Here is a 22,565-nt window from a genome sequence, read left to right as displayed (position 1 = left end):
TGTCCTCAGGTCTGGAACAGGGGTGCCGCCACCAGTCCGAACGGCAGATATTCGTCGAGCATGTCGGTGAGATTGGCGCGCCGGAACGGCGCGCCGGCCGCGAAGCCCGCGCCCATTTCGGCACCGCCAAAGGCCGCCGCCGCGATGGCATCGGGACAAGTGAGCGCGAGTTGGCCGAAGGCGCTGGCGGGATAAGCGCTGGTCGTGAAGATCGGCACGACGCTGCGCGCGAAGCGGAGTTTTTCGGGACCGGGCAAGGGTGCACCCGCCGCCTGCTCGGCCTCGGTGATTATGAGGTCGGGCTGGCAGCGATAGCGGCGCGGGACGCGCGAGGTCAGCGGTGCATAGCTGAAGCGGACGCAGCCGCGCTGGCGCTGCGCGGCACGCGCGGTGCCGAGGAACAGGCTGTTCTCGGCCTCGATCGAACGTACGGCGGTGCGGCCGAAGATCGTGCAGCGGGCAAAGTCCACATCGGACGAAGGGGCGTCGATCACGAGCGCGAGCAGATCGGGATCGGCCTCCAGATCGCGGTCCTCGCCGATGATCGAATCGGCGATGCTGGCCCCGCCCCCCGCCGATCCGAGCGCAAGCAACCCGGCGATGCTATGATCGACTTCGACGGCGAGCTCGCCATTCTGCGAGATCACGCGCAGCCCCTTGGTCAGCCCCGCCGCCGACGCCCCGATCGTGCAATGGCGCAGCGCCAGTGAGCCGAGCGCGCCCGCCATCACCGCCACCTCGCCCTCGATCAGCAGCCCATCGAGAATCAGCCGCCCCGCTTCCTCGTCATTGCCCGGCGCGGCGGCACGCACGCGCAGGTCACCCCGGATATGCGGACGGCGATGCATCGCCGCGAGCGCGGTCAGGTCGCGCGCGATCACGCCGCCGGCGCGCTCGACCGCAGGCCAGGCCATCGCCGCGATGGCGAGCCGCGCGCCCGCCGGGATGCGCAGAATATGCGCGGCATCGCTGAGATCCTCGGCATAGCTCGCATTGTCGAGCATCAGGATCAGCCCGCGCATGCCCGCGCCCGCGGCGGCGTTCCAGCGCAGGATCGCTTCGGCGAAGGAGGCGACGACCACCCCGCCCTGCAGGACATCGTCGGTCTGCTCCTCGATCCGCGCCGAGACGCCGATCACCCAGGGCGCGGGGGCGCCCTCGACAAAAAGCTCGTTGCGCCAGGCGGCGAAGCTGGCGGTGCGATCATAAGGCCCGCCGCCGATCGGGAACGGCGCGGCGAAGGCGCAGCTCGTCTCGACACTCTTGCCCTCGTCGGTCGCGTGCAGCGCCAGGCGCCCAAGCTCGGGGTCGAACAGGACATGCCCCGCCTGTTCGGGACGCCGCCAGGTCGGGTTGCCGCCGCCGTCGTCGCGCGTTTCGAGGTTGCAGCTGTGCAGCCGGTCGGGCGGAACGTCGGCGCCGCCCAAACGGATGCGGAGTACGGGCGTATCGTCGAACCACTGGCTTGGCGCGCCGTCGCGCAGACGATTGAGGTCGCGGTGGAGCAGCCTCCGGTCGAGCGGCGCCGGGACCATGCGGATATCGACGCGCCCGGCGATCGAGCGATCGGCCTTGGGCCGGTTGAACAGCGCGCGGTCGGCGCCGAGCGGATCGAAATGGCGGAACCCCGGTCCGATCGCCGAGGCACGCGGCACCAGCCCGCCGACATAGCCCGCGGGCTCATTCGACAGGAAGCCGAGCGGAAAGGCATCGAGCCGCCAGATGAAGAGCCCGACATGCGGGATCGCATAGCGCCCCGATGCGCCGTCGACGGGTCCGGCGGCGGCGCTGTGGCAGGCGGCGGCGAAGGCGCTTTCGGTCAGCCGCGCCGCCTCGGCATCGCGGATCGATGCGGTGCCGAGGGCGCCGGGGCGGACATGATTGACGTGCTGGCTCCAGATCAGCTTCTGGAAAAATTCGACCGCGACCACCGGCCAACCGGTGACGTCGCGCGCAATCTGTTCGAGCGCGGCGGCGGTGCCCTTCGCCTGGCGATAGCCCAAGGTGTTGGCGATATAGCTGCGCAGGCCCACTTCGCCGGCGCCGAAGCTGCGCATCGGGCGCGCGCCGATCAGCGCGCCGATATAGGGGATGACCCAGGGTTCGCAGCTTTCGATGAACCAATTGTCGTAAAGCTGGTCGAGGTCGCGTTCGACCACCGCGAGTTCACCCGCGAGCAGCCCCATCAGCGCCTCGAGCGCGCGGCCCCCGGCGGCGTCGCGATTGCGCAGATGCTGCGGCAGAAGTTCGATCAGCGGCACGGGCGGGCGATTATGCACGGGCGGCCTCCACGGTCAGCGCAATGCCGGCTTCGAGCAGGGTCAGCAGTTCGGCGGCGGCGAATTCATCGTCGTCGCCGGGCGGCAGCAGCCGCGCGCCCTGCGCCGGGAGCATGGTGGCGAGGCTGGCGGCGGGCACGGGGCTGCCGCCGTCGACGATCAGCGCCAGCTGGTCGAGATCGACTCCGACGACGCCGGGCACCGTCTGGAGCGCAGCGATTACTTCGGCGGCGCTGACTACCTGGCCGATGCTACGGCGCGCGAAGCCGAAGGCGTCGAGCAGCACCGCCTTGGCGGCGAGTTCGACATCCTCGGCACGATAATCGGCATGATGGAACAGCCGCGCCGCGAGCTGGAAGAAGCGCCGCGCCGCGGGGAGCATAACGAGCCGGTGCGAGCGGTCGCGCGCATTGTCGGCGGCGGCCTGCAGATTGGCGATGATCGGCGCAGCGGCGTCGAGGATGACATCGCTGGTGCCGGTGATGCTGACGAGGACGAGTTGCCGGTCGCCCGCCCAGAGCTGGGCCGCCAAAGCCTTGCCGACCCCGGCGAAGTTGGCGGCGAAGTCGCGATAGTCGATCAGCGACACGATGCGCCCCAATGTCTTGACGTCGCGGGGCGCGGCGAGCCGGATATCGGCGAGGCTTTCGGGCGCGGCGCTGCCGCTGGCGCGGCTGGGATTGACCACCGATCGGATGCCGAGCGGGCGGGTCTTCAATTGGATGATCGCCTCGTCGGCGACCTCGCCCGCGATGCCGATGCCAGCGCGGTAGCTGGCGATGATATTGAGCTGTCCGGTCGGCAGGCGGCTGCCGCGCAGGCCGTCGCCGAACTGCACCCAGCTGCTGCCGTCATCCTCGCCGCGCACCATATAGACTCGGTCGTCGGGGCCGGCGTCGTACAGCGTCGGCACCTCGTGCCACAGCAGCCCGTCGACGCGAATGACCAACGACGAAGCGCGTCCGGTGGCGTTTTCGGCGCTGACATAGGTGAGCGGCGCCTTGGTCAGCTTGAAGCGCTGAAAGATCTGCGCCGCGTCGCCCGAACCGAGCTGCTCCTCATAGGTTTCGCCGTGGGTCGCGGCGGCCATATTGGCGTTCACCGTGACGGTCGGGCGGCGATAGGCATATTCGGGACCGCTCTTGAGCAACAGCCGCGTGAAGCCGCCGATATGGACGACGTCGCTGACGGTCAGCGTCTCGCTCGCGGCGAGGCCGTCGGCGTCGCTGCGGTCGCCCGCGATCGAAATCGTCTGGCCATCGGCGAGGTCGAGGTAGAGCGCATCGAGATCGATCGCGTCGGCCCCCGCCTCGACATCCTCGCGGATCGGCGTGCCCGCGAGGTCGAGCGGCGCGCTGGCGGCGAAGAGATGCGCGGTGCGGAAGCGGAAATCGTTGAGCGGCGACGATGCGCCCGGCGCCGGAACGACCAGCGCGCCGCCATCGGGTTTGCGGAAGATCAGCCCGGTCGTCTTGCCGCTGAGCGCGAAATCGGCGCGCGACTGGGTCGCCGCCGACGCGACGCGGAACACCATCGCTTCGCCCTCGGCGGTTTCGATCGCCGCCCAGCCGTCGGGCACGATTTCCTTTACCTCGCGTTCGAGGAAGACATGGACGGTGGTCAGCGCGTTGTTCTGACTATCGGTCCAGATCGTCGCGCCGCTATTCGCGTCCCAATCGACCGAATAGCCGCTGGTTGTTCCGAGCGAGGCCTTTTTGGGCGCCGCCGATCCGAAGAAGCTGCAGTCGTCGCGCAGGAGGTAGAGGCCCGGCTGCGCCTCCGAAGTTTGCGGCGCGGCGACCTGTTTCTGCCGGCGGATCAGGTGCATCAGCTTGACGCGCGACCAGGACTGGCTCCTGACCAGCGCCGTCAGCGCGGGGCCGGTCCACACCGCCTGGCGGACGATGCTGTTGACCGTGCTGCTGGTGAAGGCGAGCCGCGCGGTCGGCATGGCGAGGCGTTTGAAGCGCGGCGAGCGGCGCGCGGGCGCCCCCTTGACCGCGTCCGGCGCCCCGCCGCCGCGCGTCGCGACGAGGCGGGTGACGCCGAAGTCGCGATCGTCGGTCGCACTGACGACGCGCAGGGTCGACGAAGCGACCTGGCGGGTGCCGTCGGCGGCGATATTCACCCCGACCACAACGATCCGCTGCCCCGCCCGCAGCCCAAGCCCCGTCCCGCGCAGATAGATTTCATCGACCGGCAAGGCGCGCAGCACAGGCTCGACCTCGGGGTTCAGCGCGTGCGCCGAAATCCGCTGCGCCAGCGCATCGTCGAGATCGGTCTCGTCGTCGAGCGGGTGGTAATGATCGAGCGCGCCAATCGCGGTGAAGGTCCGAAGGTCGGGGTCGGCGAGCGCCTCCTCGCCAAAACTGTTATCGAGGTCGAACAGCAAGATCATGCCATTGTCGGCATGACCATCGTCCGCCGGGTCGCGGAACAGTGCGAGCGGCTGGTGATACAGCGTGCGCGCCGGCATCGCATTCCATTCGGCGCGCGCGGTGATCGGGGCGACAGTTTCAAAAATCTGCGGCAATTCGCCCTTGCGGGTCGGCACCGACATCGCCTGCACCCCGATCGGGATCTCGACGGCGCGAAACGGGTCGTCCGACGCCTCGACGATGAAGGACAGAGCGACCGACGCCGCGACGCCGGGGGCGGGTTCATAACCGATCATCCGCGCCATCTCGACGAGCGAGCGGCGCTGCGTCGCGGTGCCGACATAGCCCTCGTTGGCGACGCGCTCGCTGTAGAAACTCAGCACGTCGAGCGTCGCGGCGAAGCCATCGAACAGCGCGATCGTCGGGTCGGAAACGTCGCGCGCGCGCAGCGCCGCGAGCGGCTGAAGTTCGGCCCTGGTCTCGGGATCGATGACGGTCTGGCGCGGCAATTGCCAGGCCATGCGGGCCCGATATTCGGGATAGGTGCCGATGCGATAGGCGATCGCCGACAGGCCCGGGCGGTTGTCGGGGCGCTTTTCGTCCAGATCCGGCGCGCCGCAGATATGGGCGGGGGGTTTGTGCGCCATCAGCGTCCTCCCGCCATCAGAAAGGCGATGCGCCCGAGATCGGGGTAGGTCGGATCATTGTCGAGCCGCGCGACCTCGTTCGGCGCGATCGGGATTTCGGCATCGTCGGCAAAGTCGATATCGGGCTGGTCGAGCCGTCCGAAACGTCCCTTGATCGCCCCTGCCCCGTCGCGGGTGCCGATCCACTGCACCCCCGCCACCTGCATCGCGCGCGCGATGATCGGCGAGAGCAATATATTGTCACCGAAGCTGAAATTATCGGGATGGAAAAAGCCGGGTCGCCCGTCGCGCATCCGGGTCGCGGAAAAAATGTCGAGCAGATCGCGCTCGACATCGCCAGCATAATGGTCCGCGCAGACGCAGACGAACAGCCGGATATCGAGCGGCACGAAGCGCGGCGGCACAATCTCCAGATCATGGCCCGCAAGGCGGAAGCTGGCGAGATGGTCGCGCAAAGCCTCCTCGAACGCATCGTCGACCGGCGCGCCGCCGTGGCGATCGATCGCGAGGAAGATGCTGTTCCAGCTTCCGGTCCAGCGCCGCTCACCATAGGCGCGCTGGACATCGACATGCGTTTCGGCGGCGGCGACATAGTCGGCGGGGGTCACCGCCCGGCGCTGCTTGCGAAAGGCTTGGGGAGCGGCGACCCGGATGGCGGCGACGGGTTCGCGGTCGCGGCCGCCCGTGGCCGCCAGGGGGTTGCGAAGATGGAGGATGGCGCCGCCGTCATCGGTGACCACATGCGCGATCGCGTTGATGCCGATGTTGCCGCGCCGCCCGCCGCCGTAGCGGATGCGCGCGGTCATCGCGCTGCCGTCGGTCGGGCGGCGCCCCGCCGAGCCGTCGCCGAAGCGCGCGTAATGCGCGACATCGGTGGCCTCAATGACAAATTCGGGAGCGAAGGGATCGGAAGCGAGAAGATCGGGAACCGCGCGCCACTGCTCGCCGTCGCCGGTCAGGCCGACTTCGGCGAGCGGCTGGCCGACCGGGGCGAGCGCGGCGCGCGCCGATTGGACCGATGCGAGGTCGGGAGCAAAAGCGCTGGCGTGAACGATCGCGTCGCCCGCGAGGCGGAAGCGGTGCAACACGCCCGGGCCGTCGTCGGGAGCGATGCCGGTGCGGTCGGGGCCGCCGACCGCGATACCATCCTCGCGCGCTTGCGCCGGGGTCAGGCCATAGTCGATGCTGCGTCCTTCGTCGGCAAGCAAGACGTTGCCGATCGCGACCGCGCCGCCCGCAGCGAGATTGAGCGGAAAGGTCAGCGCATCGTCGGCGAACCAGTCGATGCGAACAAGATCTGCGCCCATCACCGGATCGCGAACATCGACCGGATCGATCGCGAGGCGGACGAGCTGGCGATGCGCCGGATCGGGCGGATCGATGGCCGCGCCACCGAAGGGAATGCGTTCCTCGAAGATCAGCAGGTCGCCGCGCGCCAGACCAAGCGCGGCGCGGGTGCCGATCAGAAAGGCGGTGGTCGATCCGGCGGTCAGGCAGCAGGCGGCGTCGCCCCAATCGTGAAGCCGCATCGCGTTGCGCGCGACACGCAGCGAGCGCAGCGGAGACAGGGTTTCAAACACCAGGGCGCCGCCGCCGATCATGTCCTCGAAAATGTCGGGGTCGCGCGGCTGGACCGCCGCATAGGTCGCAGACAGCCGGGCCGGGCGCGTGAGCATCCGCGTCCCGCGCGGCAGGATCGGCGGTAACGGGGCGGCGCGTTCGACATCCAGCGCCGCCTCGATCGCCACCGCGACCCGCGCGTTGCAGCCTTCGGACGCCCCATAACCGAGCAGCCGCGCGTGGCGCAGGACCGACTGGCGCAGCCGCGCGCGGCCGAAAAAGGCTTCGGTCCCGACCGCGTCCTGGAACCAGCTCGTCTGGTCGGCAGCATAAGCGAGCGCCTCGACAAGGGTGACGCCGAGATCGGCAGGGCTGCGTTCGGTCCAGCCCGGCAGGCTGACCGCCATGCGGTCGAGCATCAGCTGGCGAAAGCTGTCATAATCCTTCGCCAGATAATCGATCGGCGGCCCGAAATCGCGCGGGGTGCCCGGGACATCGGGTGCGGCGCAGTCGAACGGCGACGGACATTCGGCCTTGAAGCTGAAATCGAGCGCCGCGAGCATGGGATCGAGAAAGGGCGGGATCGCGTCATTGACCGCGCCAAGCCGCACCGACAGCCGATAGGGCGAATAGTCGCCCGCCGCGTCGAGGGTCAGCGTCAGGCTGAACGGCACTGGCCCTGCCGCAACATCAGTCACGCGAATGCCAGTGATGCGCGTGCCGCCGTCGATGCGGAAATTATCGGGGTCCAGCAACGGCACCCCCGCCGCGAGCACCCCGTCATCGCGCAGGAAGGTCAGCGTCAGCAGCCGTTGACGGAGGTCGGGGGTCGGTGCGTCGCGGTCGACGACCTCGAGATAGTCGATGCCGTTGAGCAGCACCCCGCCGCCGGTGTCGACATTCGCCTCGGCAACGCGCTGGCGGCGACGCTCGGTCCCGCAAAACTGAAAGGCGCCGCTCAAAATACCTGCTCCACGGTGACGATCCGCTCGCGCGCCTCGTCGAGCGGGCGATAGCGGACGGTGATCGCGAGGCGGCTGTCCTCGGCGGCGGTTTCGACCCCACGCACCTCGATGACCCCCGACAGCCACTGCTGCAGCGCCGCCATCACCATATGCTGCGCCGCCGCCGCGAGTTCGGGCGCATTCTCGGAAAAAACCAGATCATTGGCCCCGGCGCCGAAATCGGGGCGATTGACGCGTTCGCCGCGGCGGGTGAACAGCAATAATTCGATCATCTCGCGGATATGCGCCTCATGCGGCGCGCCGGCCGTCATGCCATTGGCATCGATGCGATAGGGAAAGCCGAAGTGGGTCATGTCGCCAGCACCTTGGTCTGCACGCTGGCCCAGATCACCGGACCCTGCGGCGCCTGTGTCGCCGCGACGCCGAGGTCGCCGGGGTTCATCTTGAGCGCGGGTTTGCCCTCAACCATCACCTTCGCCGACGCGCCGGTGAGCATCAGCGTGACGCAGGGCGACGGGGTCGGCACCGGCGGCAGCTGAAACGGACAGCCCGCGACGAGCCCCTTGTCGCCCATCACCAGCACCGGCGTGCCGACCACCAGCACCTTCGTCGCCGACGCGATGAGCGTGCCGGGGATGCCGTGCGGACATTGCGCGACCGAGGCCATGGTGACGAGCGGGATCGTCATGGCAGCACTTTCAGATTGGCGCCGTTGATCGACACCCCGTCGAGCGCGAGTTTGACCGTGCTGGCGCCGTGGGTGATCGTCAGCCCGGTGGGATCGGCCTCGATCTTCGCGGGCCCCATCGCGGTCGTCAGTTCGAGCGCCAGCGTCGGCGCGCCGGGAATGTCGAAAATCTCGAGGCTGAAATTCTCGCCCTTCCACGTCTTGGTTAGGAAACCGACGGGTCCGGGCGGCGCGGGCGTGTCGCCGAGATCCCACCAGCCACCCGACCAGATCGGATAGTCGGGATTGCCGCCCTCGAACTCGACCCAGACCTTCGCGCCCATCGGCGGGATCGCATAAAAACCGACGCTGGGTCCTGCGCCGGGCAGGCACGGCATCGCCCAAGCGAGCGTGCTGTCGCCGAGCACCGAGGGGCAGCTGACCTGGATGCGGCCGAGCCCCTGGACGTCGGCGGGGTTTTCGACCTTGCCGCGATATTTGCCGTAAAAGGCGGGGCCGCCATCGGGGAGCTTGCTCATGGCAGCACCAGCGGGGCCAGCGGGCCGCGTTCGCCGCGCGCGAGCTTGAATTGCTGCTGATAGCTGCCGGGGCGGATCAGGTGGCGCACCTCCGACACCTTGTAGAGCCCGCCATAGCTCAATCCCGCGCCGCGCAGAAACACCATGTCGCGCGCCTTCAGCGCCGCGTTGTAGCGGGTCGAATCGATCGTGCCCGACACGGTGAACGCCTTTTTCGCCCCCTCATCGACCTTGGCCTGGGCGCGGCCCATCGCCTGCCCCGCGTTGAGGCCGCTGGTCTGGATCGGTTCCTTGCGCGTCGAGCCAAAGCGCGCGACCGTTTCGGGCACCGCGCCGAGCGGCGTGCCGCTGCCGACGAGCGCGATCACCGGCATTTCGGCGCCGGTCAGCCGGTCGATCACCTTGGTCTCGACCGAGGTCAGCACCGTGTCGTCCTCCGACGTCGTGACGTCATAGGCGTCCGACGCCGGCCCCATGTCGACGGTCAGCGTGCGCTGCGGCACCCCGGGCTTCACCGGCGGCCCCCAATAAAGGGTGTTGACCCCCGGCACCGGACCCGGATCGATATAGGTTTCATACCCATGACGCCGCGCCATCTGCTGCAGATATTCCCAGTCGGTGCCGTTCTGCTGCGGCACCCGGTCGATCGGGATCGGCGGGTCGATGAATTTGGGCGGCAGCGCCATCGGGATCATGCCGAACTGGGCGTAGGAGACCGCGATCAGCGTCGCGATCATCGTTTCGTCCATCGCCGGATGCTCGGTCTGCTTGACCTCCTTGTCGAGTTCCATCGTCAGGTCGCGGCCGAACAGCGTCAGCACCCCCGATTGCGAACTGCTGCCCGGCGTATATTCGCGCTTGGTGACGATGCCGTCGAAGATCACATAGGGGATGACGTCAAAGATCATCGTCACGATCGCGCGGCAGCCGCGCTGCAATTGCGGGTGCATGATCAGCGGCGATTCAAGGAAATCGGTCGGGCCGGTGCGGCCGGTGTTGATCGACAGCTTGAATCCGGACTCGCTGCTGTCGGTCAGCTTGACCTCAAGATCGGCGAGCGCGCTCATCACATCGGCGGGCGCCGGCAGCGCGACCGGGCTGGGCCCGATCAACAGGTTGAGGCGGATGCCCAATATGTTGCCGAGCAGGCTCATCCACCCGCCCTTCCCGTACCGGGGACGGGGATCAGCGTCGTGTCGCCGGGCGCGCCGGGCAGCGCCGCGGGATAGGTCACGCGGTTGGCGTCGGCGATCATCCACCAGGCGGTCGGGCTGGCGAGGTTGCGCCAGGCGAGCAGGTCGAGCCGGTCGCCGTCGATCGCGCGGTGGCGCATCGCGATCGTCGCATCGGCGGGGTCGGGCAGCATCCGCGGCAGCACATAGCGCACCGTCACCCCGTCGCCGCGGTCGGCGGCGAGCACCGGCTGATGGGCATAACGGCTGGTCAGGGTGAACATCGCGGGCGCCTTTTCAAAAAAGTTTCACATCGCCGCCGAGCATCGCGCCGACATTGTCGACGCTGGCGACGGTCGCGAGCACCTCCTTGACCACCTGATGCGCCATGAACGCCCAGAAGCCGGGGTGAGTGATCGCAAGATCATTATAGGTGAGCACCTTCATCGACACGGCGACGTCGGCGCGGATCGGGTTGAGGTCGGGATCGTGCATCGTCTCGGTGATCGACAGGCTTTCGATCTTCACCGGCACGACGCGTTTCCAGCCATAGATGAAGAGGGTCAGCGGCGCAGCGGGCGGGATCACCTCCATCGTGCCGAGTTGCAGCAAAATCTGGTTCGCCGCGACGAGCAAGGTCTTGGGATAGAGCAGCATTTCAAGCGCCGCGAGATAGCCGGTGATGCCGGCGCCGAGCGGCCCGGCGTCGCCGCGCTCCATCTGGTCGATCAGGTCGAGGGTGAGGTTCGCGCTGATCGTCTCGGCGGGCGGCCCGGCGAGCCGCAGCGCCTCCGCCCGCCCGCCCCCGGCTTCGGAATATTGCGGGGCAAGGCTGCGCGAGATCTGCTCCGGATTATATTGAAAGATCGCCACCGAGGCGAGCGGGTTGAAGATATCGAGCCCGACGATGGCGCCTTTGATGGTTTTCGGGGAGCCGGGGAAGTTGGTCATTTCGGCGCCCCCACCTGGGTATATTCGTTGCGCAAGCCGGCCGCCGCCTCGAGCCAGTTGCCCGAGATCTCGTCGGTCACCCGGATGCCCTGGTTGATGGTGAAATCGATCTTGTGCTTGCCCGAATTGGGCGGGTCCGCCGGATAGACCTTGTGGATCGTGATGCTCACCGGATCGGTCGGACCATAATTCTTGTCCTCGCTGATCAGGGTCAGGCGGTTGTTGCTGGTCAGATTATAGTTGCCCGGCGCCCAACCGCCCTGTGCCGGCGTCGGATGGACGAAGAAGAAGACGCCGGCGGGCTTCGCCTTGGGATCGAGGCCCGAAATCGGCTTGGTGACGAGCTTGATCTTCGGTCCGCCCTGACCGTCGGCGCCGCCCTTGCTCTTGTCCTGCTGTGCCGGCTGCTCGCCCGTGCCGGGTTGTTTCCCGACTGCCGGGGGAACCAGATCGGGAATCTCGATGACCGGAGGCGGCGCCTTCTCGGGCGGCGGCGGCGCGGGCTCCGGCTTCTTGGGATCGGCGGGCGGCGTCGCGGTGCAGCCGGGCTTCGATGGGTCGGCGGCGCACGCCTCCTTTTCGAACTTGTCCAACTGCTTGCGGATCGCCGGGCTGGGATAGCCCGGCGGCGGCACCCAATCGCCCTTGCGATAGCTGCCGTCGGCGCCCGGTCCGGGCATCCAGTCCGAATTACCGCGCCCGCAGGTTACCTCCGAAATATCAGGAAGCTTAACGTCCTTTGCCATTTTATCGGGGTCGCAGAGCAGTTCGGCGACTGGTGCCGGCAGGAGGCCCTTCAGCTTTTCGATGACCGTTGTCGCGATCGTCAGCGGCAACGACTGTACGGCGTCGATGCCGTACATCGCCTTGGCAAGCAACGTCTGACCATAGCAGCTCCCCAGGATCCGGTCCGCGAGCAATTCGAGCGGCGAAAGGTCGATGAAGCTGAGCAGCTTGTCGGCCAGCGAGACGACGCAGGCGAGTCCAGCGCTTTCGATGCCGCCGGCCGCGCAAATGGCGAGGCGGACGATGTCGAACGCTTCCTTGGCATAACCGACGATCTTTCCCACAAGCGCGGCGCCGTCGCGGACCTTTTCGATCGTGCCCTGGAGATTGCCAAACAGGTCGCCGCCGAAGTCCTTCAGCCTCGCGACTGCGGCATCGGTGAGTTCGGTGCCGAAAAGCTGCGCTTCGTCGATGCGTTCGCGCACCGCGAGAAGCGGGCCATCCTCGAACATCGAATCGATCTTCTTGTGAACGCCTTCCTCGATGCACGTCGCAATAGCGTCGCCCACGCGCGGCAGGACATGGTTCGCGACGCCCGCAAGGACCTTAGCGACAATCTTCATGCCTGCGCGGACGATGCGGCCGCCGCCAGACTTCGCCGCCTTGAGCTTGTTTAGAAATTCGACGACCTTGATCTTGGTTTTCTGATAGCCGTTGAAGATCGCCAGGAAGAGCTTGCCGAAGCGCAAGCGCATCTGGCCGAGCAGCCGGCCGCTGGAGCCGCCCATCATCTCGATCCAGAATTGCGCGGCGGCGTTGTCCTTGACCGCCTGTTCGCCCTTGGCGCTCAGCACCTTGTCCTTGCGGATGCCGCCCGCCGTTTGCGGGATCGCGTCGACGATATTCTGGCGCGCTTCGAGCTCGGCAGTCGCGGCAGCGCGCGATTTGCCCTGCGGCGTCTTTTGATAGGCGCTGTAATTCTTCTCGATCTTTTTCTGCTTTTCGCTCCACAGCTTAAAATTGTCGGCGAACTGGTCGACGCGCTCGGGCGCCTTGGGCGCAGGCTTGGCGCCGCCCTTGCGGCGGACGCGCGGCGGCGCGGACGACAGGCGCAGCGGTTTTAGACAGGCGGGCGCCTTGCTCGCGACGGCCGCAGGCTTGCCCTTTGCGTCGACCGGCATGCTGAGCGCGTCGCGCAGGCAGAAGGCATCCTTGCTGTACGCGCTGAAATCGGCATCGGCACCAAGCGCCGTGTGCAGGCTGGACGCCTCGCTGCTGACCGGGGTCCACAGATAGGACCAGGCGCCGGCCATGCTGCTGTCGACCTCACGCCACAGAAACAGATTGCCGTCGACCTCGCTCGCCCCCTCGACGGCTTCGGACTTGCTGATCTCACCGGCGCCGTCGCTAGTCCAGCGGCGCAGCTTGATCTTGGCCGTGCCCGCGCGCAGTTTCGCGATCTGCTTGGTATCGGCAATGTCGGTCAGCAGCCCGGCCTTCAGCGACCATGGCGTCAGCGCGGGCGGCAGCGCGCTAAGATCATTCTTGCCCGCCGAGACCATCTCGGACCGCCGCTGCTCGACCGAACTCCGGATATCCTCATAATGATGCCGCGTATTTTCGAACCCCAGCATATAATGGGTGATCTGGCTCACCGCCTTGCGGCGCGCCCCGGGAAATGCGCCGGCCTTGACGTCGCCGATCGCCAGGACGGTCTTCGCCTCGGCCGGAACGCTGTCGCTCGGATTGGGGACAAGCGGTTTGGCGGCCTTTTCCTGCCCCCCCGCGTCACGCAGGAACCCTTTGATCGGACTGGCGCCGGGCACCGTTCCAAAGCGCGGGATCGCCTCAGCCTCCATCTTGGTCGGGGACCATTCGCCGCTCTTGTGCATCAGCTTTTCGCGGCTCGGATCGAGCGTCGTCGGTTTGCGGAAGGCGCTGCGGTCGGCGCTGGCGCCGCAATACCAGTTCGGCTGCTGCGCCGTCGGGCAAGGCGCCGTCGACATGCCGATCGGCACCATATGATCGCTTCCCTTGAAGCTGATCAGGTCGGCGCGCCCGAATCCCCTCTTCGTCTTGGCGAATCCCCTGGCATTGTAATTAGGGACGGGCACTTCGGCGAAGATGGAGGCGTCGCGCTGCATCAGCAGGTTGACGACTTCATTGTGCGTGTCGGGCAGAGATTTGCCGACCTCTTCATAATAATAGGTGCGCTGGACGCGTTGCGGCGCCGGCCCCACCGGGCCCGGCGCGGTCTGTTGCATCACATGCGCCAGTTCGTGCGCCATGGTGAAGGTCGGCAACGCGCTTTCACCCGACCCCAGCCAGACATGATTCTTGTAGGTGAAGGCGCGCGCCGAAATACTGTCATTCTTCGCCGCCGCGTCGCTGCCGCTGTGGACGCGGACGTCGCCGAGGTCGCGGCCCATGCGCTCCTCGAAAAATCTGCGCGTCGCGCTGGGCAATGCACTGCCGCCATGCGTCAATTGTCCATCCGACGCGGCGATGCTTTCATCCCCGCCGTCGCGGCGCGCACGGAGCTCCTCCTTCGACGCGGAACAGGCACTGCACGCGCGCTGCACCGACTCGTCGGCCGCCGTCGCCGCAACGTCCGGCGCGGGCATCGCCATCACCTGCGCCGCAATGCTGTCGGCCTCCATCTCATAGCGGTCGCCGACCGGGCCGACTTCGAGCCGGGGCTGGACGCCGCTTTCCTCCTGCTCCTCCTGCTCGCACGCGGCGCATTTGCGTTGGACCGACGCCGCCGAGGCTGCGGCGTTGAGGCGGCGCTGGAGGCCCGGCTCCTTGTCCTCGGTCTCACACGTCTCGCATTGGCGCTGGATGGCGGGACCCGCAGGGATGGCCGCGAGCGACGCGAGCGGCGGCGCCATGGTGCGGGCCTGCGGCGCGGGCGCGCGCATGACCGGTGGGGCCGCCTTAGGCGCGGCGCTGGTTTTGGCGGCGGTGGCGTGGGCGCTACTCATCGCCCTCCCCCCGCGAGTTGCGCCGCGATCGCTTGTCCCGCCGCCTGACCGAGCGCGGCCGGGCCGCGGATCGGGGCGATGGTCAGCGACAGGCGCGCGCGGTCGCCGGTCAGCGCCGCGACATCGGCGCCCGCGAACCGCGCCTCGACCGCCGCGACGAGCGCGCGGCGCACCGCCGCCACGTCGCCGGGGGCCACGCCGACAAGCATCAGCCGGTCGATGCTGAGCCGGATGCGCGACGGGGCGGTCACAGCAGCCACCCCTTGAGTTCGGCGCTGGTCAGCGACCGCCCGCTCTTTTCATATTCGAGCCGCGCGGCGGACAGGATATGCGCCATGCCGACGTCCTGCCCGCGATCAGCGGCGGCAAAGGCGGCGCCCATCGCGACGTTGCGGATCGAGCCGCCCGACAGGTTGAGCTGCGACAGGCGGTCGAAATCGAGCGCGCCCTTCGGGGTCGATCGGGGAAAGATGCGCTGCCAGATTTCGGCGCGCTCGCCCTGCCCCGGAAAATCGAAGTCGATGATGAAGCGCAGCCGGCGAAGGAAGGCGCTGTCGATATTCGAACGGAAGTTGGTCGTCAGGATCGACAGGCCGCGATATTCCTCGATCCGCTGGAGCAGGTAGCTGACCTCGATATTGGCATGGCGGTCGCGGCTTTCGTTGATCTCGCCGCGCTTGCCGAACAGCGCGTCGGCCTCGTCGAACTGGAGGATCGCCGCGCCCTCTTCGGCGGCGTCGAACAGGCGACGCAGGTTCTTCTCGGTCTCGCCGATCCATTTCGACATCATCGACGACAGGTCGATGCGATAGACGTCTAGGCCGAGTTCGGCGCCGAGGATTTCCCCCGCCAGCGTCTTGCCGGCACCCGACGGCCCCGAGAACAGCACGCTGATCCCGAGCCCGCGCCCGGCGCTGCGTTTGGCGAAGCCCCAGGTCTCGTAAACGGTCGGGCGGTTGCGGACCTGCGCGATGATCGCCTTCAGCACATCCTTTTGCGCCGGCGGCAAAACAAGGTCGTTCCACTTCGCCTCGCTGTCGATGCGCCGCGCCAGATCCTCCATCCGTGGGCGCGCGAAACGCCGCGCGGCGTCCCAGGCGATATCCTCCAGCTTTGGTGCGCCCTTTTTCGGCTTGGCGGCCGGATCGGGAGCGAGCACGGCCAGTTCGGCGGCGACGCTGTCGGCGAGTTCGGGCGACACCGGAAAATGGCCCGCGAGCCGTTCGATGGTGCCATTGAGTTTCTTGGCATAGGGGCCGAGCCGGTCGCGCCACAGCGGCACTTGTTCCTTCGCGGTCAGCCGCGGCATGTCGAGCCGCACCGTCGGCGCCTGCCCGAGCATCAGCGCGTCGGGGGCGCCGACGATCAGCGGCTGGCCGAGCAGCGTCGCGAACAGCGCCAGCGGCGCGGGATCGTTCAGCCGATCGGCATCGACGAACAGGGCGCCGCCGGTCAGGGTAAGGTCGCGGCGCCAGAGCTGCGCCAGCCGGGCGATATCGGCGGGCGCCGCGGGCAAGATCGCGGCGCTGATCGCGAACAGCGCGCGACCGACGCTTTCGAGGGCCGCCGCCGCCGCCTGTTCCTTGCCGAGCGGGTCGGCGCCGCACAATTGCAGCGTCATCGCGGGCTCGCCCGCGACGCGCAGCGCGACCGCCTCGGCGAGCCGCCCGCGCGACGGCGACAGGTCGGTCGGCGGTACGACAAAGCGCCCGAGCAGCGCCAGCTCCTCCGACAGCGACGGCGCCCCGACCAGCGCGAGCAGCACCGCTTCGGCAAGGCCGAAGGGCGCCGAGCCCAGGCCTTCGCGGCCGTCGATCTGGATCAGGCCGAAGCGGCGCAGCGCCGCTCCGGGGGCGAGCGCCGACCAATGCGCGCCGGGCAACCGGACCAGCGCCAGACCGAGCGACGGCGCGCTGCGCGATGCATCGCCGTGGAGCGCCGCGATCCGCGCCCCGGCTTCGGGATCGAGCGCGGCATAGGCGCCGAGCAGCAGCATATTGCGTTCAAAATCGTCGAGACCGAACAGCGCCGCGATAGGATCGGCCCCGCTCGGCGGGGGCGGCGCTGTCGTGGTGCCGTCGAGCCAGCCGGCGACGGTGCGGAAGGCCTCGCTCAGGGCCTGCATGTCGACCGCGCCGGTCATGTCAGATCGACCAGCGGACCGGTGATGCGGCCGAAATCGGGTTGCAACGGGTCGGCCCCGACCTCGGGCTGCGAAGCGAAGCCGTCGATATCGACGCGCGCCAGATAATCGCCGGCGGCAAGGTCGGCGAAGGCGAAGGTCAATTGGCTGGCCGGGAATGCGGCGGGCGCGGTCGCCTCGATCGCGGCATTGCCGAGTTGACCGGGACCGAAGGCGTTGAGCAGCAAGGTCGCCGACTGCCCCGCCTGCAGCGGCGGCTCGATATCGACGGTCACGGTCCCCGACCGCAGGCCCGCGCTGCTGCCGGGGCCCGTCGCGGCGGCGATCTGGGTCATCAGCGGCAGGATCGCGAAGGCGACGACATTCGACCCGCGGCGCAGCCGTTCGGGCATCGCGGGATCGACCGATGCAGCGACGACTTCGAGTTGGTGTGCGCCCGCCCGCGGCACCGTGCCGCCGAACAGCGCCGCATCGAGCCTCAGCATCAGGGCGTCGCCGACGATCGCATCCTCATCGATCGGCAAGGGATCGCCGTCGATGCGCAGGCTGTTGCCGAACCGCGCGATGCCGGTGCCGGTGAGGTGGAGCGTGCCGCCCCAGGCGGCCGGGCCGGTCTGTCCCGCCGACGGCCCGACGCTGCGGATCTGCAGCGGTCCCATCGGCGCGGCAAAGATTTCGGGGGTGGCGACCGGGGTCGGCGGACCGGGATCATCCTGCGTCTCGATCGCGACGTTGCGCACGACATAGGTCGCCGACAGGGCATAGGGCACCTGGAAAAACACCGACCACAGCTTCGACCAATCCTCGAGCGACGGCTGTTCGGGGTCGAGCGCGATCGCGCGGCCCTCGGCGGCGAGATCGGCATTGGTCAGCGCCGGTTGGTTCGCGGCATCGGCGCTCGCCGCCTCGATCGCGGCGACCGACAGGCCCGGCGCATGTTCGAGCGCGAGCGCGGCGGCGCCATAGAGGCGCTCGGGCTCGAACTTCGCGGGGTCGCCATAAAAGCTCAGCACATAATGGAGGTCGAGATGGAGCTGCGCGCGGGCACGCTGGTTTCCGCCGCTTTCGCGGGTGGGGAAATGATCGTTGCGATGCTGGCTGTTGGGAAGCACCCGGAAGAGAAAGAGGTTGATCAGCGGGCTGCCGTCCTCGGCGAGCTTCGCGGTCGGCGCGCCGAGGCGCACATCGGCCTGGCCCACCGCCTGGTTCGCGGCATCCTGCAGGATATGTTCGAGCGTCGCGGTGACGACGGCAAGCGCGCGAAAATTGCTCATCGCCCCCTCCCCTGCGCGAGAAAGGCGTCGAGCGAGGTCGATGTCGGCGCGGGCGGCGCGGCGGGGGCGGCGGGCAGCGGCGCGGCGCGGACCTCGATGCTGCCGATGTGGATTTCGATCACCGGCGGTGCGGCGGCGGGCACGGGTCCGGCGGGAAGCGGCGCGGTCGGCCGCGCGGTGGCGACGACGGCCGGCGGTTCGGCGGCGCGGCGCGGCTCCATGGCAACCACCCGGTCGGGCCGAAGCGGCGGCTGGGTCGATGCCGCTGGCGGCGCGGACTCGGACCTCAAAGCGACCGGCGCCAGCGGTTCGGCACGACGCGCCTCGGTCGCGGGTGGCGCGGCGATCATGGGCGCAGGCGGCGACGGCGCGGCAAGGCCTTGGAGGTCCGTTGGCGGCGTATCGAAGGGTGCCGCAGCGACGGGCGCCGATGCCGGAACGACGGCGGCCGTGGCCGCGATGCGGACATCGACGGGCCGGTCCGGCGAAGATCGGGCGGAGGTCGGCGCATCGGGCGCGGCGTCGGCTGCTGGCGCAGCGGCATCGGCATGTGGTGGGGCGGCTGTCGGCGAAGGCGCGGCGGGAGCGGCGCCGTCGCGGGGGGGCGATGCGATCGCGCGGCGCTGAACCGCCGCGACCGGCGGCGGCGCGGCGATCGGGACGGCGGGAACGGGCGGAGCCGCAACGGGCAGCGGCGCGGCGATGGCCGTTGCGGCGGGGAGCGGCGGGGTCGACGCCGGGCCAGCCGTTGGCGGGAGCGCCTGTTGTGGCGCCGACGGCGACGCGGCAACCGGCGGCGGCGCGATCGCCGCATCCGGTTCAGGCGCCGTCATCGCCGATGGCGCCAGCCCCTTTTCCTCGGGCAGTGGTTCGAAGCGCGACGGGATGCGCGGCGTCGCCACCGGCGCCTCGCCGACCGCGCGGGCCGCCATCCGGGCGAGCAGCCCGGTCATGCGCGCACCCGCGACAGATAGAAGCTGCGCCGTGCGACCGGCAGCGCGAGGATATCGGCCTCGGCCCAATGAAAGGCGTGGGCGAGGTCGGCGACATCGTCGAGCAGCCGCGGCACGCGCAGCGCGAGTTCGTCCCAGAAAAAGGCGGCGATGTCGAAGGCCAGCATCTGCTCCGCGCCGCACGCGGGACAGGCGGCCGCGATGTCGAGTTCGGCATCGGGGTCGAGGTTGGCGACTATGGTGTCGAGACGGCCGTCGTCGATGACCGCGCCGCCGGGGGCGACGCGCGCGCGCAGGATCTGCCGCGCAGCGGCGGCATCGCTGGCACGCTCGCACGCCGCGACGTCGCCCGCGTTGATCGCGCGCACCGTCACGCCATCGACGACGGCGGTCGGCGTCCCCTCGCCCGCCGGTTCATCGCGGTCCAGATCGGCGGCGGTCAGCGCATATTCCATCGCTTCACCGCAGTCGGTGCAGCGCTGCGCGACCTCCAGCCGCGGGCCGAACTGCGCCGCACGGAGGGCGAACAAAGCACGGTCGCGCGCGCCGACGGGCAGCGCTTCGGCGGCGTCGCGCGGCCAGCCCCCGGCGGCGAGCAGCAATAGCCCGCGTCCGGCGGGTCCGAGCGACGCGCCGCTTTCGCTGATCTCGATCAGCTCCAGGGCGGTGAACCGGCGCATCGGCGGACCTAGAGGGTCGGCTCGGTGAAGCTCGGCTCGGCGGGCTCAGCGACGTCATAGTCGCGTTCCCAGCCCTCATTCTCCAGCTTGAGCGTCTGGATCGCGACCGCGCTCGCCGAGGCGTCGAGATCGGGGAAGGCGACGAATTCCGACGGCCAGCAGCGGAACAGCCGGTAAGCTAGCACGAGTTGCCCGGCCTCGTTATAGATTTCGAGGACGAGATCCTTGCGGAAATCCTTGAGCGAGACTTCGGCGCCGAGGCCCGAACCGAAGTTCCACACCTTGTTCGCCCATTGCTCGAACGTCGTGTCATGGGTGACCCCGCGTTCGAGGGTGACCGCTTCATATTCGGTCTGGCCCGGCGACTTGCGCGAGGTCGACGGGTCGCCGCCTTCGCGGAACTTGACGACTTCGGTACTGCGCTTGAGCGCGCTCATCTTGCTGAGCCCCGCGACATAGGTGCCGTCGGGCAGGCGCAGGCGGAACTTGTAGGTCTTGTACGGGTCGCGCCGGTCGGGGTTGACGCTGAAAGGTGGTGCCATGATCGCTCTCCCCTATGGCTCAGGCCGCGTTGCGGATCTGCTGGATGGAAATGACGACGAATTCGGCCGGCAGCAGCGGCGCGAAACCGACGACGATGTTGACGATGCCCTGGTTGCGATCATCCTGCGTCGTCGTGCTGCCGTCGCATTTGACGAAATAGGCGTCGCGCGGGCTGGTGCCCTGGAACGCGCCCTGTTTGAACAAGCGCTGCATGAAGGTGCCGACCGACAGGCGAATTTGCGCCCAGAGCGGTTCGTCATTGCCCTCGAACACCACCCACTGGGTGCCGCGATACAGGCTTTCCTCGATGAACAGCGCCAGGCGCCGGACCGCGAGATATTTATAGTCGTCGGAGAGCTGGTCCGATCCGCGCAGCGTCCGCGCCCCCCACACCGTCAGCCCGGTACCGGGGAAGCTGCGCAGGCAATTGACCCCGATCGGATTGAGCAGGCCATTTTCCTCGTCGGTCAGCTTGACCGACAGCCCCTCGACCCCCGCGAGCGTCGCCGCCATGCCGGCGGGCGATTTCCAGACGCCGCGGTTCGTATCCGTGCGGGCGATGATTCCCGCCACCGCGCCGCACGGGACGAAGCTGTCGATCTGGCCCGCGCGCTTGGGGTCGCGGCGCAGGATACGGGGGAAATAGAGCGCGGCATTGTCGGCGAAGGACATCGAGAGGACTGCGGTCGCGCCGTCGAGCTGTTTGGTCTTGACCAGCGCCGCCGCTTCCTCGGGCTTGTCGTCCCAGTCGGCGGGCGGATCGACGATCAGCACCGCGCGCTCGTCCTTGCAGAACTGCGCCGCCTTTTCATTGACGCTGCGCGGCAGGGTGCCGTCGCGGGTGTCGGGCGGGATGCACAGGAGGTTGAAGATATCGGCCTTTTTCAGCGCATAGAAGCCGGTCTTCTTGTCGGCGTCGCCGATGAAATCGACGTCGAGCAGCGGATCGCCGTCATTGCCGTCGACCCCGTCGCCGGTCGCGTCATGCGCCGGCCGGTTGCCGAGCTTGGGCGTGCCATCGATATTGAGCTGGCATTGGACGAGGCTCGATTCGGCGGCGAGGACCCGGTCGAACCGCCGCGCGCCGCCGTTTTCCTTCACCGTCAGGTTGCGGAAAACCTCGACCGCCCCGGTCGTCTTGTCCTCGATCCGGATGTCGAACAGGTCGGCGACGACAAGACCGTATTTTTCCGCCGCCAACGCCGCGCCGACCGGATCGGCGACGTCGGGATGCGTCGCGATGCCGCTCAGCTGGTTGCCCCATTCGCCCGGGCTCGTCGCGCGCAGCGCGAGCGCGCCGATGTCGAGCGTCGCGATGCCGTCGTCGTCGGCCGCCCTGGCCTTGAACAGCCGCACGATCTCGGCCTGCCCGCCGCCATTGCCGTAAAAATCATCGACCGCATAGGTCATCGGCCCGCTCGCCCACAGGCCGCCGAAGCGGCGGGTGAACTCGCCGAAATTGAAGCAGGTCAAAGGCTGGTTGACCGGCCCGCGCAGCGCGCGCCCGACAAAGGCGGCGATCGAGGTCGCAACGCCGCTGACGGTGCGCACGCCCGATGGCAGCTCCTGAATATAGACACCGGGATAGGTCACGGACACGGGCATGGCAGCACTCCCTTTTCGCCAGTCGGTGAAGCTCCCCAGGGGGAGCCGAACTTGTCAGTCGAGCTTGAAGCCCATCAGGATGGTGATGTCGGCGGCGGTGGTCGCCGAGCTGTTCTTGAGGCTGATCGTCTGGAGATCGCCGGCGAACAATTTGATCGCCTCGCCATAGAGGATGAGCGGGCCGCTGAGCTTGGTGCGCGTCGCGCTGTCGGCCTTCACATCGACCGATCCGTCGTTGAGCGACGAGGTCATTATGAAGAAGGCGAGCTTGTCGACATCGTCGATCTGCAGCGCGAGATCGCGGTCGGCGCCCATCGCCTTGGCGAGGGTCACCCCGGCGCTGGTGATCGCATCGACCTCCAGACTGCCGCCATTGTTGACACCGGCACCGGCGGGCGAGCCGCCGCTAAACGACCAGGAAAATTTCTGTGGCATGACAAGCACAACCCTCCCTTTGCTGAAACGCAAGCGACGAAGTTTGTGCGACCGATGTTTTGAT

General features: G+C 68.4%; 18 protein-coding genes. All 18 read right to left on the bottom strand.

Features of this window, described 5'->3' with window-relative positions; genetic code table 11:
* Positions 1-5 precede the first annotated feature (5 nt).
* Genes ACREB7_RS01320 through ACREB7_RS01235 form a run of 18 tightly spaced genes read right to left on the bottom strand, consistent with a single transcriptional unit; the run spans position 6 to position 22,501 of the window.
* Complete coding sequence (locus ACREB7_RS01320; protein ID WP_431590506.1) at positions 6-2,279, bottom strand: hypothetical protein; 2,274 nt, start codon at positions 2,277-2,279, stop codon at positions 6-8.
* On the bottom strand, positions 2,272-5,304 hold the full coding sequence (locus ACREB7_RS01315; RefSeq protein ID WP_431590505.1) for a putative baseplate assembly protein: 3,033 nt from the start codon (positions 5,302-5,304) through the stop codon (positions 2,272-2,274). Before ACREB7_RS01315 ends, ACREB7_RS01320 begins: the two co-directional genes overlap by 8 nt.
* Positions 5,304-7,826, bottom strand: coding sequence for a putative baseplate assembly protein (locus ACREB7_RS01310; RefSeq protein WP_431590504.1), 2,523 nt, complete (start codon positions 7,824-7,826; stop codon positions 5,304-5,306). The genes ACREB7_RS01315 and ACREB7_RS01310 overlap by 1 nt, the downstream gene beginning before the upstream one ends.
* Positions 7,823-8,182 carry a GPW/gp25 family protein gene (locus ACREB7_RS01305; protein ID WP_431590503.1) on the bottom strand — a complete coding sequence of 120 codons (360 nt, stop codon included), beginning with the start codon at positions 8,180-8,182 and terminating at the stop codon, positions 7,823-7,825. The genes ACREB7_RS01310 and ACREB7_RS01305 overlap by 4 nt, the downstream gene beginning before the upstream one ends.
* The gene (locus tag ACREB7_RS01300) at positions 8,179-8,517 is read right to left on the bottom strand and encodes a hypothetical protein (protein ID WP_431590502.1); all 339 of its coding nucleotides are present in this window, start codon (positions 8,515-8,517) and stop codon (positions 8,179-8,181) included. Before ACREB7_RS01300 ends, ACREB7_RS01305 begins: the two co-directional genes overlap by 4 nt.
* The gene (locus tag ACREB7_RS01295; protein WP_431590501.1) at positions 8,514-9,035 is read right to left on the bottom strand and encodes a phage baseplate assembly protein V; all 522 of its coding nucleotides are present in this window, start codon (positions 9,033-9,035) and stop codon (positions 8,514-8,516) included. The genes ACREB7_RS01300 and ACREB7_RS01295 overlap by 4 nt, the downstream gene beginning before the upstream one ends.
* Complete coding sequence (locus tag ACREB7_RS01290) at positions 9,032-10,189, bottom strand: hypothetical protein (RefSeq protein ID WP_431590500.1); 1,158 nt, start codon at positions 10,187-10,189, stop codon at positions 9,032-9,034. The genes ACREB7_RS01295 and ACREB7_RS01290 overlap by 4 nt, the downstream gene beginning before the upstream one ends.
* Positions 10,186-10,491 (bottom strand): hypothetical protein, encoded by a 306-nt coding sequence (locus tag ACREB7_RS01285; protein WP_431590499.1) that lies wholly within the window; start codon positions 10,489-10,491, stop codon positions 10,186-10,188. Before ACREB7_RS01285 ends, ACREB7_RS01290 begins: the two co-directional genes overlap by 4 nt.
* 13 nt (positions 10,492-10,504) lie before the next feature.
* Positions 10,505-11,158: a hypothetical protein gene (locus ACREB7_RS01280; protein ID WP_431590498.1), complete on the bottom strand. Its 654-nt coding sequence runs from the start codon at positions 11,156-11,158 to the stop codon at positions 10,505-10,507.
* Positions 11,155-14,868, bottom strand: coding sequence for an eCIS core domain-containing protein (locus ACREB7_RS01275; protein ID WP_431590497.1), 3,714 nt, complete (start codon positions 14,866-14,868; stop codon positions 11,155-11,157). The genes ACREB7_RS01280 and ACREB7_RS01275 overlap by 4 nt, the downstream gene beginning before the upstream one ends.
* Complete coding sequence (locus tag ACREB7_RS01270; RefSeq protein ID WP_431590496.1) at positions 14,865-15,119, bottom strand: hypothetical protein; 255 nt, start codon at positions 15,117-15,119, stop codon at positions 14,865-14,867. Before ACREB7_RS01270 ends, ACREB7_RS01275 begins: the two co-directional genes overlap by 4 nt.
* Positions 15,116-17,011, bottom strand: a complete 1,896-nt coding sequence (locus ACREB7_RS01265; protein WP_431590495.1) for an ATP-binding protein — start codon at positions 17,009-17,011, stop codon at positions 15,116-15,118. The genes ACREB7_RS01270 and ACREB7_RS01265 overlap by 4 nt, the downstream gene beginning before the upstream one ends.
* A complete protein-coding gene (locus ACREB7_RS01260) occupies positions 17,008-18,285 on the bottom strand; it encodes a DUF4255 domain-containing protein (RefSeq protein WP_431590494.1) in 1,278 nt (425 codons plus the stop codon). Before ACREB7_RS01260 ends, ACREB7_RS01265 begins: the two co-directional genes overlap by 4 nt.
* Complete coding sequence (locus ACREB7_RS01255) at positions 18,282-19,238, bottom strand: hypothetical protein (RefSeq protein WP_431590493.1); 957 nt, start codon at positions 19,236-19,238, stop codon at positions 18,282-18,284. The genes ACREB7_RS01260 and ACREB7_RS01255 overlap by 4 nt, the downstream gene beginning before the upstream one ends.
* Positions 19,235-19,918: a hypothetical protein gene (locus ACREB7_RS01250; RefSeq protein WP_431590492.1), complete on the bottom strand. Its 684-nt coding sequence runs from the start codon at positions 19,916-19,918 to the stop codon at positions 19,235-19,237. Before ACREB7_RS01250 ends, ACREB7_RS01255 begins: the two co-directional genes overlap by 4 nt.
* 8 nt (positions 19,919-19,926) lie before the next feature.
* Entirely contained in the window at positions 19,927-20,460 is a 534-nt protein-coding gene (locus tag ACREB7_RS01245) for a phage tail protein (RefSeq protein WP_431590491.1), read from the bottom strand.
* Positions 20,461-20,479: 19 nt separating this feature from the next.
* Positions 20,480-22,066 carry a phage tail sheath family protein gene (locus tag ACREB7_RS01240; protein ID WP_431590490.1) on the bottom strand — a complete coding sequence of 529 codons (1,587 nt, stop codon included), beginning with the start codon at positions 22,064-22,066 and terminating at the stop codon, positions 20,480-20,482.
* Between the two features lie 54 nt (positions 22,067-22,120).
* Positions 22,121-22,501, bottom strand: a complete 381-nt coding sequence (locus tag ACREB7_RS01235) for a hypothetical protein (protein WP_431590489.1) — start codon at positions 22,499-22,501, stop codon at positions 22,121-22,123.
* Positions 22,502-22,565 lie beyond the last annotated feature (64 nt).

Source organism: Sphingopyxis sp. (assembly GCF_050725615.1).
Taxonomy (GTDB): domain Bacteria; phylum Pseudomonadota; class Alphaproteobacteria; order Sphingomonadales; family Sphingomonadaceae; genus Sphingopyxis.
The sequence above is the reverse complement of the archived record's forward strand: the minus strand, read 5'-3'. Positions and strand labels throughout refer to the sequence as shown.